The 13581-nt window shown below is 42.1% G+C and carries 10 protein-coding genes; 9 read left to right on the top strand and 1 reads right to left on the bottom strand.

Annotation, left to right across the window (positions count from 1 at the left end; translation table 11 throughout):
- The first annotated feature begins 96 nt into the window (after positions 1-96).
- The 5 genes from AE2B122_RS13425 (at position 97) to AE2B122_RS13405 (ending at position 6340) form a co-directional block, all read left to right on the top strand.
- Entirely contained in the window at positions 97-1587 is a 1491-nt protein-coding gene (locus AE2B122_RS13425; RefSeq protein ID WP_175074394.1) for a spore germination protein, read from the top strand.
- Positions 1580-2689: a GerAB/ArcD/ProY family transporter gene (locus AE2B122_RS13420; RefSeq protein WP_175074393.1), complete on the top strand. Its 1110-nt coding sequence runs from the start codon at positions 1580-1582 to the stop codon at positions 2687-2689. The genes AE2B122_RS13425 and AE2B122_RS13420 overlap by 8 nt, the downstream gene beginning before the upstream one ends.
- Complete coding sequence (locus AE2B122_RS13415; RefSeq protein WP_095219569.1) at positions 2686-3804, top strand: Ger(x)C family spore germination protein; 1119 nt, start codon at positions 2686-2688, stop codon at positions 3802-3804. The genes AE2B122_RS13420 and AE2B122_RS13415 overlap by 4 nt, the downstream gene beginning before the upstream one ends.
- 81 nt (positions 3805-3885) lie before the next feature.
- Complete coding sequence (gene yhbH / locus AE2B122_RS13410) at positions 3886-5049, top strand: sporulation protein YhbH (RefSeq protein ID WP_095272236.1); 1164 nt, start codon at positions 3886-3888, stop codon at positions 5047-5049.
- Positions 5050-5260: 211 nt separating this feature from the next.
- On the top strand, positions 5261-6340 hold the full coding sequence (locus AE2B122_RS13405; RefSeq protein ID WP_095219622.1) for an undecaprenyldiphospho-muramoylpentapeptide beta-N-acetylglucosaminyltransferase: 1080 nt from the start codon (positions 5261-5263) through the stop codon (positions 6338-6340).
- Positions 6341-6347: 7 nt separating this feature from the next.
- On the opposite strand, the gene AE2B122_RS13400 is transcribed toward AE2B122_RS13405, so the two are convergent.
- Positions 6348-6914, bottom strand: a complete 567-nt coding sequence (locus tag AE2B122_RS13400) for a carbonic anhydrase (RefSeq protein ID WP_095219567.1) — start codon at positions 6912-6914, stop codon at positions 6348-6350.
- Positions 6915-7424: 510 nt separating this feature from the next.
- Between AE2B122_RS13400 and AE2B122_RS13395 the strand changes: the two genes are divergently transcribed.
- From AE2B122_RS13395 to AE2B122_RS13380, 4 genes are all read left to right on the top strand, one after another.
- On the top strand, positions 7425-9176 hold the full coding sequence (locus AE2B122_RS13395) for an ABC transporter ATP-binding protein (protein WP_095272231.1): 1752 nt from the start codon (positions 7425-7427) through the stop codon (positions 9174-9176).
- Positions 9173-11206 (top strand): ABC transporter ATP-binding protein, encoded by a 2034-nt coding sequence (locus AE2B122_RS13390; protein ID WP_175074392.1) that lies wholly within the window; start codon positions 9173-9175, stop codon positions 11204-11206. Before AE2B122_RS13395 ends, AE2B122_RS13390 begins: the two co-directional genes overlap by 4 nt.
- A gap of 265 nt (positions 11207-11471) precedes the next feature.
- Positions 11472-12203: an RNA polymerase sigma-I factor gene (gene sigI, locus AE2B122_RS13385; protein ID WP_245840379.1), complete on the top strand. Its 732-nt coding sequence runs from the start codon at positions 11472-11474 to the stop codon at positions 12201-12203.
- Entirely contained in the window at positions 12203-13474 is a 1272-nt protein-coding gene (locus AE2B122_RS13380; RefSeq protein WP_175074391.1) for an anti-sigma factor domain-containing protein, read from the top strand. The genes sigI and AE2B122_RS13380 overlap by 1 nt, the downstream gene beginning before the upstream one ends.
- The last annotated feature ends 107 nt before the right edge of the window (positions 13475-13581 follow it).

Genomic DNA, 13581 nt, shown 5'->3' with positions numbered 1-13581 from the left:
AAAAATGAGGGTGGTTTTTTTGTGTGCTCAATTTCCTACATATCTTTCCTGTACCTGCACAAACTAACTGAAATGAAACTGGAAAGGTGCGTCGCCATGGGTTTTTTCAAACAGAAAAAGAACCAGCCGGTACAGGAAAAAGTTATTCGGGAAGACAAGATGCCGCCGCATCAATCCACAGCATCACTGGAGAAGAATATTCAATATATGAAAGAGGAATTACGAAATTCGACAGATCTTAAGATTCGTCTGCTTCCAGGGAATAAACAGGCACTGGTCTATTTGGATGATATTACGGATCCAGATAAAATGCAGCGTTATATATTCGAGCCGCTGCTCAAGACGGACGGTGATATAAAGAAGATAAAAGATCGGGAAGAAAATGATGATCTTAATAAAGCAGTGTCTTCCCTGCTTGCAGGCAAGGCTGTCTATATGATTGAAGGGAATGCCACTTTCTACCTCTTTAATGTTCAGCAGAATGTGACCCGGGCGATCACGGAACCTGTGAATGAAAAAGTTATCAAAGGATCGCATGATGGATTCAATGAGGATATCAAGCAGAATATCAACCTTATTCGGCGCCGTATCCAGCATCGCAGTCTTACGATAAAGAAGCTGACAGTTGGTGATTATACAGAGTCTGAAATTGCTTTAGTTTATGTGGAGGGTATAGTCAATCCAGGTGTAGTGAAGGAACTGGAAAAAAGGGTGAAAAATATCAGCAATGATTCCTTATTAAGCGCAGGAGCGTTCAGTGAATACATCGAGGATCGCACTTATAGTATCTTCCCGCAGTTCTTGAGTACGGAAAGACCGGATAAAACTGTTTCGCAGCTTATGGAGGGGAGGATTGCTATTTTATTCGCGAACAATCCTACTTGTTTGATTGCACCGGTTACATTTTATGCTTTCTATCAATCGCCGGATGATTATAACACTCGCTGGCTCGTGGCAACTTATCTTCGATTTATTCGTCTGTTCAGTTTTATTCTGGCTATCACGCTGCCATCCTTTTATATTGCAGTAGTCGGCTTTCACTTCGAAGTGATTCCGGAAGCACTTATTTCTCCTGTATTAGGGTCTATTCGGGATATTGCTTACCCGCCTATTGTAGAAGCAATTCTCATGGTTATTGTCATAGAGCTAATCCGGGAATCTGGTATCCGGCTGCCGTCTCCAATCGGTTCAACAATTGGTATTGTCGGAGGTCTTGTTATCGGGGATGCGATAGTGACAGCTGGATTGGTCTCTAATTTGATGGTAATCGTTATTGCCCTCACATCACTCGCATCATTTGTTGTGCCATCGAATGAAATGAGCGATTCGTTGCGGATATTGACTTTCCCACTGATTATCCTTAGCTCAGTACTTGGCTTCATCGGTATTGCTTTCGGTTTACTGATGGTTTTGATTCATCTGTGCCGGGTGGAATCTTTGGGTCTTAGTTACTTTACACCAATCCAATTCCGGGATTTAAAAGATACCATAATACGGGTACCGCAATTTCTAATGAAGCGCCGGCCAGAGCAATTAGCATCACCGCGCCCATATAAGTCAAATGAACTGAGTGATGAAAATGACTAAAAGTGACACGAAGCAGAAAATCACCCTATCTCAGCTTGCTTATATCTTTATCCAGAGTCAAATCGGTGTGGATATCCTGAATCTCCCGACAGTGCTCCATAGAGAAGTGGGGGCAGATGGTTGGATTTCGTTGCTTATCGGCGGTGTGATTTCTATTTTCTTTGTACTGATGATAGTGCAAATTAGCAGATGCTTTCCGGGAGAAGGTCTATTCGATATCATGAAAAGTATTTTTGGTAAGACGTTGGGAAGTGTTGCGGGGTTTGGCTATTATGTTTATTTTCTTGTTGTTGCGATCTACCTTCTTACATCCTTCGGCGAATTAATTAACGAATGGCTGCTTCCAGAGACACCGATTGTTGTGTTATACGCATTAATGCTCATTTGTGCAGTCTACACCATTTCGGGGGGGCTGACACTAATCGCTAAGGTGTTCACCTTTTTCGGGGTCATCTTGTTTCTTATTTCCGTTTTATTCCTTTTTGGATTTGTAGATGCGAAGTTCATTTATATGCTTCCGATAGGTCAGGCATCCTTTTCCGGTTATATAGAAGGAATACGGGTCACTCTCTATTCGCTTAGCAGCTATGTCTTGCTATTGTTATTTCTGCCTTATGCTCAAGGCTCCTATAAAAAGCAAATACGGACGTTAATCGGTGCCAACTTAATCGTTATCTTCTTCTATCTATATACAGTTATTGTTTCTTTTGCTCATTTCGGATCTGATCAGATCGATCATGTGTCCCAGCCCGTTCTATATATGCTTCGCACTGCTGATTCTGTCATTATCACGAGGATTGATATATTTGTCCTTTCGTTGTGGACGGTTTTTGCCATGACGGCTTTCGCTGCGTACTTGTATGGTGCAGAAAGGGCTTTTGCTAAGATCCCGAAATCTAAGAAAAAGATGCTGAATGTCTATACGGCTGCCATTATCGTGCTCGCTGTTTCTTATTGGAGTGGACTTAATGAGAAAAATTTCAGAGTGATTATTGATTTCCAAGATAAGATAACGGAATACTTCACTGTACTTATTCCGATTCTTTTATTCCTGCTATCATTTCTGCGCAGAAAAGATAAGAAAAAGGAGGCAGTACAATGAAAAAGCTGATTATCATATTGATAAGCTGCATACTGCTTTTGTCTGGCTGCTGGGATACCCGGGAATTTAAGGAAGTGAAGCTTGGCATTACGGCAGCCTATGATATGACAGAAGATGGTGTCTATAAAAACACGATTCTCATCCCGAATGTACAAAATAGTGCGCAGGGACCTGGGAAAGAATCAACACAATTTCTTACAGCTACCGGAAATACGCCTTCTGAAGCACGCACGAATATTGATAGACGGCTATCGTCCACCTATAGTCCGGCGCAACTCGATGTCCTTTTATTCGGATCGAATCTTGCCAAACAGGATATTTATCCGTATGTCGATGCTTATTACCGTGATCCTAGGATGCATCTTGATGTCGTCCCGGCGGTAGTGAAGGGCAGTGCGGAACAAGCGCTGAAAGTAGTCCCAAAATCAGAGTTACGTCCGAGTGAATATATAGAAGGCATACTTGACTCTGAAGTAGATACTACAAACTCATTTGAGAGCAGTTTGCAAGCAATTGGATCAGAGCTATATGAAGAGGGGGAAGACTTTGCTTTGCCTCTATTGCAGGTTGGAGATGGCGGGAAGACAGTATCTTATGACGGGTTAGCATTATTTCATAAATCAAGTTATACGGGGAAGGATATTGCATTCGAACATACCACTCTGTTCCTGTTGATGAAGAAACAAAAAGGGAAGGTAGCCAGAATCACTGCTAAGATATTTGATGGGAAGAACCCGGAACCAGTTAACTATACGACGATTAATATAGAAGACTTTTCCAGCAAAATTAAGTCCCGACCAGATAAACAGAACAAAGTCAGGACTGATATCAAATTGGATTTAACGGTAATGATCCAAGAATACCCACAAGACCACCTCTCATTGAATGAATTGCCTAAAGTTAAGAAAAAACTGGAGCAGGCATTGACCGACCAGGCCAATGAGACAATCAGCACAATTCAAGAAGCAAATAGCGACGTATTCGGAATCGGTCGAAGTATCTATGGCCATTATCCTTCCTATTGGAAAAAACTCGATTGGGAAAAGGATTTTAAAGAGATTGAAATAGTACCTCATATCAATGTAAACATCCGTTCGCGTGGAATTTTCAGATAATTTAACACTTTTCTATAGTTTGTTTAATCAATACCAGCACTCCCGCATAAGATAGACTAATTATCTTAAGGAGGCTGGCGAATGAGTGATTCCAATCATTTTGCAGTGTCAGAAGAAGACTGGTCCCTCCATCGAAAAGGATATGATGATCAAAAGCGGCATCAGGAGAAGGTCCAGGAAGTATTGAAGAACAAGCTGCCCGATTTGATCACAGAAGAAAATATTATCATGTCTAATGGAAAAGATCTGATCAAAATACCGATTAGATCATTGGATGAATACAAAATCCGCTATAGCCAAGACAAGAATAAACATGCCGGCCAAGGAAAAGGCGGCAGTAAAGTAGGAGATGTGCTTGGGCGTGCTGGCGGTCAGCAGAAGGCACCTGGAAAGGGGCAAGGGGAAGCTGGAGATCAGCCTGGTCAAGACTACTATGAAGCAGAAGTATCTTTTGAAGAACTGGAAGAGAATTTTTACAGTCAGCTGGAGCTGCCGAATCTGGAGCAAAAAGATGAACAACAAATGATTGTAACGGATATTGCGTTCCATGACATCCGTAAAACAGGACTTGTCGGTAATATCGATAAAAAACGAACAATGCTGGAGGCGTTCAAACGAAATGCTTTAAGTGGCACTGCCGCATTCGCTCCGATTTATCCGGAAGATGTACGTTACAAAACATGGGACGCGATTGAAAAACCGGATTCAAAGGCTGTCGTACTTGCTATGCTTGACACGAGCGGCAGTATGGGGAATTGGGAGAAATATGTGGCAAGAAGCTTCTTCTTTTGGATGACGAGATTCTTGCGAACGAAATACGAAACAGTCGAAATTGAGTTTATTGCCCATCATACAGAAGCGAATGTTGTAGATGAAGAGTCCTTTTTCTCAAAAGGAGAAAGCGGCGGTACAATCTGTTCCTCAGCTTACAGGAAAGCATTGCAGTTAATAGATGAGAAGTATCCACCATCGGCTTATAATATTTACCCGTTCCATTTTTCAGATGGCGACAACCTTACTTCTGATAATAGTCGCTGCATTGGTTTAATCAACCAGCTTATCGAGAAATCAAGTATGTTCGGCTACGGAGAGGTCAACCAGTATAACCGTCATTCTACATTGATGCAGATTTTCCGTAAGATGGATCATCCGAAATTCCGTTATTACGTACTGCGAAAGAAAACCGATGTCTTCTATGCAATGCATCGCTTCTTCTCGAACGAAGAAGCAGAAGTTCCCGTCTGAACAGCAGTGTTTTCACTGCTGTTTTTTCTGTTTTTTTGGAAAGAATAGGCTTGAAAAAGCATATATTAGTCATATGCCAAAAAGCCCTTTCTTTTTTTTGTGATATACTTTAGGATAGAGAAGGCGATAAAATGTTTCGTTTATATTACAAATAAATTACAGATATATTAAATAGAGAAGTGCTTTAATGGGAAAGGGAAGGATTTACAACATGAAGGAAAAACGGATTCTATTTACGGGGGGCGGCACTGCCGGCCATGTAATCGTGAACGTGGCCTTGATTCCTGTATTCAGGCAGGAAGGATGGAAGATCGATTACATTGGTTCAAAAAATGGAATAGAGCGTGACCTGATTGAACCGATGGAAGGCGTGACCTATCATAGTATCTCAACAGGAAAACTGAGAAGGTACATGTCTAAAGAGAATTTCAAAGATCCTTTCAAAGTAATGAAAGGTACGATGCAGGCGTATCGAATCATGGGTAAAGTGAAACCACATGTGATTTTCTCCAAAGGTGGATTTGTTTCGGTGCCGGTGTTGTTTGCATCTTGGCTCCGTCATATTCCAGCTGTCATTCATGAATCAGATATCACACCGGGACTTGCGAATAAGCTTGCAATGCCATTCGCAAAGAAGATCGTGACGACATTTGCAGAAACGGTATCACATGTTTCTGCCAAGAAAGCAGAATGGGTTGGAGCAGTTGTACGGGATGAGCTAATTCAAGGTAATCGCCGGGTCGGTTTGGAGCAACTCGGTTTTGCTCCTGAAAAAGCTGTGCTGTTTATCATGGGAGGAAGCGGTGGCTCCCAATTGATAAACGAAGCTGTTCGTTCCAGCTTGGATACACTTCTAAAAGAATTCCAGATTGTTCATATCTGCGGAAAAAATCAAATGGATGATACAATCAAGCGAGATGGATACGTACAATTTGAATATGTGAACGAAGGACTGAACGATTTGTTTGCAGCTTCTGATTTTGTCTTGTCACGAGCAGGTTCAAATGCGATTTTTGAATTTTTGGCTCTGCGCAAGCCGATGCTGCTGGTTCCGTTATCTCGTAAAGCCAGCCGAGGCGATCAACTGCTTAATGCAAGCTCCTTCAAGAAACAAGGTTATGCCGATGTACTGGAAGAAGAAGATCTGACAAGTGCTACCTTAATTCAGCATTTACAGGATCTCAAGGAACATAAAAACGAAATTCTACGAAACATGAGTCATTATGAAAGCCAAGAAGCGAAACAACGTGTAATTGAAATCATAAAAGAACATTCAAAAAAAACCAACTGACAAATTGTCAGTTGGTTTTTTCGTATCCGTTACGGATGACAGTCAGTTCACCAGTTGCAGGATCAATTACGAGCGCATGCACTGGAACCTGTTTTGGAAGCAATGGATGATTAGCAATCAAGGTAGCGCTGCTTTCTACGGACTCTTCCACGCTATTGAACCCATCGAACCATGTATTTGCAATATCTTCGCTAGATGATTGACGCAAATACGTCTCAACATCTCCACCTTGTTTGCTGATTTGTTGCAGCATGTCAGAGCCGTGCAGATGATGCATACCGCAGTCTTTGTGACCTATTACGAAGACTTCTTCGCCCTTTAAGGCATGAATGGCTACTAAAATACTTTTCATGGCACTGTCAGAAGTGTCAACGAGCATTGCGCCAGCATTCTGAATGATTTTTGCATCTCCATTCTTCAAATTAACTGCTTTTGGCAGCAATTCAAGCAAGCGGGCATCCATACAAGTTAGAATGACAGCTTTCTTGGAAGGAAACTTGTCTGTTTCATACTGTGCATATGCTTTGTCTTCTACGAATTTTTGGTTATGAACCAAGATGTCATCTAATAACATAGATCGTGACACTCCTTTTTTAGTTATCTTCTTTAGTTTACCATATCAGGACAAATGTTTACATATTGCTTATTGATCAAATTATTTGAAAATTACATTGACCTTTTTGAACCGGTATGTATATACTTATTATGCATAAAATAACAATTGAAAGGAGGAACCCACAATGAATAACCGGAAAATAGTTTTTTTCAGCCAATTTCATAATGGGCAGCTCCTCCTTTGTTCGGAATCTTTACAAGGATAAATTATCTGGACGGAGTCTGCCGCATATCGCTTGCTGCTTACTTCTAAGAACGTGTACGTCTGCGGGCGTGCGCGTTTTTTTTATGCGCAAATTCAAGGGATAGTTGATACAAGCCGGAGTTCCCTTTCGGCTTTTTATCATAACTAGAAAACAAGGAGGAAAGGTTATGCTGAACGTTCAGACGAAACAATGGGGAGAAGATTGGAATGATGATGGCTAGCTGAACGGCTGAGACAAATTCGAGAGAGAAGGTTGGGGAAAGTATGTTTGATGTATTGAAGAAGTTAGATTGGTTTTTCCTGAAATATTGGAAGCGATACACGGTTGCAATTATCGCACTTATTATAGCAAGCTTGATCGGGTTAATTCCGCCGATGCTGATCGGCCAGACCATTGATGAGATTAATTATAACTCGCTTACGTCGGAGAGGCTTTGGCAAGTCATCGGTCTGTTTGCGGTGCTGATCGTCTTACACTACGTCATTTCTTATGTATGGGATTACACACTGTTCAGTGGTTCCGCAATTCTTGAGAGATTGATGCGTTCCAAGCTGATGGGGCATTTCTTCCGTATGACGCCTACGTTCTTTGACAAGAAAAAAGTAGGTGATTTGATGGCCCAAGGAACGAATGACTTAAGGGCCATTTACATGACAAGCGGTTTCGGAGTGCTGACATTGGTCGACTCGAGCATTTTCATGCTGATGATTATCGGAATCATGGGTTTTTCAATCAGCTGGGAACTGACTTTAGTCGCTCTTATCCCGATGCCTATCATGGCTATTGTAATGCATAAATACGGAGAAGCAATCAATGAGCGCTTCACAGAAGCTCAGGAAGCTTTCGGGAACCTGAATAACGACGTATTGGAATCAATTCGCGGCATTCGTGTCACCCGAGCGTTCGTTCAAGAAAAACAAGATGAGCAGCGATTCCAGGCTATGACGGAGGATGTCTATCAAAAGAATATAAAGGTTGCCAAGATTGATGCATTGTTCGAACCTACAATGAAAATTCTTGTCGGACTTTCCTATACGATTGGTATCGGTTATGGCGCCTTGCTTGTCTTTCGGAATGAGATCACGCTAGGAAATTTAGTGTCATTCAATATGTATCTCGGCATGCTGATTTGGCCGATGTTTGCAGTTGGTGAACTGATCAATGTCCTGCAGCGGGGGAATGCCTCTTTGGATCGTGTCAATACGACACTCGATTATCCTGCCGATGTAACAGATCCTGGAAGGCCCGCTGACAAGGAAAAGCCAGGGGATATCATTTTCGATTCTGTGAGCTTCCGCTATCCAGGGAATGATACAGAACGTCTTCATAACATCACCCTGGAAATCAAGCAAGGAACAACACTTGGTGTTGTTGGAAAGACTGGTGCCGGAAAGTCGACGCTATTCAAGCAGTTGCTTCGGCAATATCCCCCAGGAGAAGGCCGATTGCTCCTTGGAGGTATTCCAATCGAGCAGTTTACATTGGAAAAGACACGCAGTTGGATTGGTTATGTGCCGCAGGAACAGATTCTCTTCTCTAAGTCGATTAGGGAGAACATCCAATATGGTAAACATGATGCAACCGATGAAGAGATATTCCGCGTAATGGAACTAGCGCACTTTCTTACAGATATTCAGAGCTTGCCAGAAGGACTGGATACAAAAGTGGGCGAGAGCGGCGTAACGCTTTCTGGAGGCCAGAAGCAGCGCGTAGCTCTGGCGCGTGCCTTTGTAAAAAATCCGGAGGTATTGATCCTGGATGATTCGATGAGTGCCGTCGACGGTAAGACTGAAGCGAATATTATCGAACATTTGAAAACAGAGCGCCAGGATAAAACAACAATCATTGCAGCTCACCGTCTTTCAGCTGTTAAGCACGCGGAACAGATCATCGTGCTGGATGCCGGCGGGATTAAAGAACAGGGTACGCATGAAGAACTTTTAGCCGCAAACGGCTGGTATGCAAGTCAGTATTACTTGCAGCAGCTAGAGGATAAGGAGGTTATCTCCTCATGAAGAAAAACACGACGGAACGAAGACTGTTCCGATACGCTTTAAGCAATAAAAAAACCATCAATATCGGTCTTGTCTGTCTGCTGATCGCAGTAGTATTGGAGCTGGCAGGTCCTTTAATTGCCGCTAGAATTATCGATCATCACATCCTTGGTATCGAAGCTACTTGGTACGAGGTCGAAGGTAAAACAGATAAAACAGTAGATTATGAAGGAAAGACCTATGTACGGTCTGATGAAATACAAACGAAAGAAGATGCAGTTGGAGAAGCAACGATATTGCAGATTGGCAGGCATTTTTATTTTACGGATGCGGTTTTGTATTTGGATGGTTCCAGAACGTTTGGGGACGGAATTATCACGGTTGACAGTCCTGGAGGGATAGAAGAAGCGGAAGGTACAAGACTTTCAGCAAGTGAACTGTATGAATTTTTCAGTCCGCAGTTCCAGCCGATAATCATCCTTTTGATTATCTATGCAGCGCTTCTGTTTATCGCAGCTATATTCCAGTTTTGGAAGACATTCCTGCTACAACAGGCATCCAATAAAATTGTCCGCACGATGCGGAATGACATTTTTGCCCACACACAGCGCGTTCCGATCAATTATTATGTGGATCGGCCAGCCGGTACAATCGTAGCTCGCATCACCAATGATACGGAGGCAATCCGTGATTTATATGAAAGGGTACTAGCAACCTTTGTAACGAGTTTCGTGTACATGGCCGGAATTTTCGTAGCGATGTTCTTCTTGAATGCTCGGCTTGCTGCTATCTGCTTGCTCGTAATTCCTATTTTCTGGGCTTGGATGAAAGTTTATAAGTATTTCGGTACCAAATATAATAAAGTTGTCCGAAAAACAGTAAGTGAGATTAACGGCAGTATCAATGAATCAATCCAGGGCATGCCGATTATTCAGGCGTTCAACCGCGAAAAAGAGACAAAAGCGGAATTCGAAGTGCTGAATACGCGAAACTTCACATATCAGCGTAAGCTGATGAAGCTTAGCGCTTTAACCTCGCATAACTTAGTGACGGTTCTTCGTAATTTAGCTTTTGTTGCATTCATCTGGTATTTCGGCAGCGCTGCTGTAACAGGTGGCTCAATCGTTACCGTCGGTGTACTATATGCATTTGTTGATTACTTGAACCGCTTATTTAATCCTGTAACAGATGCTGTGAACCAGCTGCCGCTACTGGAGCAGGCACGTGTTGCTGCTTCCCGGGTGTTCCAGCTGCTTGATCAGCCGGGTGAAGATGTGGATTCAGGAGCTAGACGGGAGAAGAACCGCGGAGAGATAGCTTTCGAAAATGTAAGCTTCGCTTATAATGACAAAGATTATGTCCTTAAAGATCTTAGCTTTAAGGTGAAAAGTGGCCAGACGGCAGCCTTTGTTGGTCATACTGGTTCTGGAAAAAGTTCAATTATGAATTTACTATTCCGGTTTTATGATCATCAGAAAGGTAAAATAACGATTGATGGTATCGATACAAAAGAAATGTCACGTCAGCAGGTTCGCAGCAGTATGGGTATCGTATTACAGGATCCGTTCCTTTTCACCGGCACTATTTTGACGAATGTGACGATGAACAATCCGGATATTTCTCGGGAAATGGCTATCCAGGCATTGCAAGCTGTAGGAGCGGATCAATTCATCTCCAAGCTTCCAAAGCAATATGATGAACCAGTCAAGGAAGGCGGATCCACGCTTTCCATGGGAGAGCGCCAGCTAGTCTCATTTGCGAGAGCATTGGCTTTCAATCCTTCTATTTTAATCCTGGATGAAGCAACAGCCAATATCGATACGGAAACTGAAGCTATTATCCAACGAGCTTTGGATGTATTGAAACAGGGCAGGACAACATTGGTTATTGCACATCGACTTTCGACGATTATGCATGCCGACCAGATTTTAGTCCTGGATCATGGGAAGATATTGGAACAAGGCAATCATATGTCCCTATTGGAGAAACAGGGACAATATTATCAGATGTACTTGATGCAGCAAAGTGGCATCAAACGTTCTGCCGGTTAATAAAAAGCCGTCCTGATTTATGCAGGGCGGCTTTTTTATGGGGGTCATTGTTGCAGAGATTTAATTTTTTTGTAATTATTTTGAGAAGCGGCTTTCACTCTAAGTGTTGTATGATAGGCATATTGGTTAAGTATTGGAGTAAGTCATATGTCATATATAAAAAATACGAATGAATTTATACGAAATTTACAATTGAATTTAGCTTGTTACACCCGAAAATTACAATTATGTTACGAAAAATATAGAAGGCTGGAGGTGATAGGTCTTGTATCTACGCCAGTCTAATGATCCTAACCGCGGAAAATTAGAAGAACAGATCAAAAAAGTGCAGGCCGGAAATACCGAGATGCAGAATGAACTGATTGAGAGTTATCAGCCTTTCATAGCAAAATCTGTTTCCGAGGTTTGCCGCAGATTTATTGATCCTTCAAAGGATGAAGAATTCAGTATTGGCCTTTCTGCTTTCAATGAAGCGATGCTGGCCTATGCAGATGACAAAGGGAGCTCTTTCCTTTCATTTGCAAAGCTTGTGATCAAACGTAAGACGATCGATTATATCAGACGTGAACGGATCCGCCTTCCTGCTGCTTCGCTGGATGAGCTGTATGAAGATGACAGCGAGAATCCGCGGGAAGCTGAAGCTGCGCAGACAGCTTATAATCAGGAAACAGAAGCGTGGTATCGTCGTGCTGAAATCGAGGAGTACGATAAGAAACTGAAGGAATATAAGCTTTCCTTTCAGGAGCTGATCCAAGTTGCGCCAAAGCATCGTGATGCAAGGGAATCGGCAATCGAAGCAGCCAAGATTCTTCATAAGGATTATGAGCTGCGGGATTATGTGATAAGAAAAAAGAAAATCCCGATTAAGCAGCTTGTCGAAAAGGTAACAGTAAGCAAGAAGACGTTAGAAAGGAACAGGAAGTATATTCTCGCTATTTTCATTATACTGAGTGAGGATTATATCTACCTGAAGGACTACATGAAGGGGGTGAGTTAGTGAAGAGAGGAGTCGTCGTGAAGCAAAGCCGCCGGAGCACGATTGTACTGACCAGTGAAGGCACATTCCTGGAAATCAGTGCACAAGGGCAGGCAGAGATCGGGCAAGAAGTCGAATTCAGTGCACAGGAACTAGTTCGGAGAACAAGAATCACGCATTGGACACCTTCCATGAAGAATTTCATGCGGGTTGCCGTATTAGTGCTTGTATTTGTTCTGGCATTGTTCCCGGTTTATTCCTGGTTTAATGGCAACAAAGCATACGCTTATGTCAGTTTGGATTTTAATCCGAGTATTGAATTAAAAGTGAATAATCGTATGGATGTCGTCTCTGTGGCAGCTTTGAACGAAGATGCGAAAACGGTCCTCGCTAATCTGGATGATTGGCAGGATGAGGATGTTAAGACAGTCGCGGCTAGTATTTTGCGAATATCGAGTGACTTAGGTCTTTTGGCTGACTCGGAAAGTATTATAATTGGTGTGAATTATATTGATACCAAGCAAGAAGACAAGCAGCTGACAAATATTTTGGAGGGGTCAATCAACGGATTTAACAACACATTACATATTGCTTCCTATCAAGTACCTGATAAGGTACGCGAAACAGCACAGGACGAGCAAAAATCCATGAATGAAATCATGGCTGAGTCCATACTTGAAGGAAATGCATCCAAGTCTGTACCTGCTCTTACACAATCAGATTCAGCTATTATTAAAGATTTTTATAAAGATGATGTGGAGGAAGATGGTACAGAAGCGGAAGAGACTTCCCTTCAGACAAATGAAGACCCTGACCCAGAGCCAATGTATGCTGTTACAAACTCCGCAGAAAAGAGAGAGAAAGCGGATCAACAAGCAGATATAGTGAAAACAGAGGCGGAACAGGCAGAAGCCAAACCGCTTAAAGCACCAGCTGAACAGAAGAAGAAAGAAAAAGCTGTGCGTTCAAGAGAATCAATGAAAGAAGATAAAGAAAAAGCAAAAGAAGCAGAAAAACAAAGCAAAGATGAAAAAAAGCGAGCAAAAGAAGCTGAAAAGCAGTTGAGAGAAGCTCAGAAGGAATCTAGAGAAAAAGAAAAGCAACATGCAAAAGATGAGTCGAAGAAACAAAAAGAAAATCAATCAAATCATCGTGATAATAAAAGCAGGGAACACGAAGAAAATAAACATTCTTATGAGAGAGAGCAAGGAAATAAAAAAGATAATGACCATAAAAGGGATTATCAATATGATATATACGATGAAAGACATAGAGAAAATAACGACCACTAAGCCTTTTTAGATTCGAAGTAGGTATTCCGAGCAGGGAAGTATCAATTCTAGCCAGACTTTTAGCACATAATAGGACTACATGTATATTGGTAAGGGTAAAACAGTAG

Origin of the sequence: Terribacillus sp. AE2B 122, from assembly GCF_902497585.1 — a bacterium.
GTDB lineage: Bacteria > Bacillota > Bacilli > Bacillales > Amphibacillaceae > Terribacillus > Terribacillus saccharophilus_A.
The sequence above is the reverse complement of the archived record's forward strand: the minus strand, read 5'-3'. Positions and strand labels throughout refer to the sequence as shown.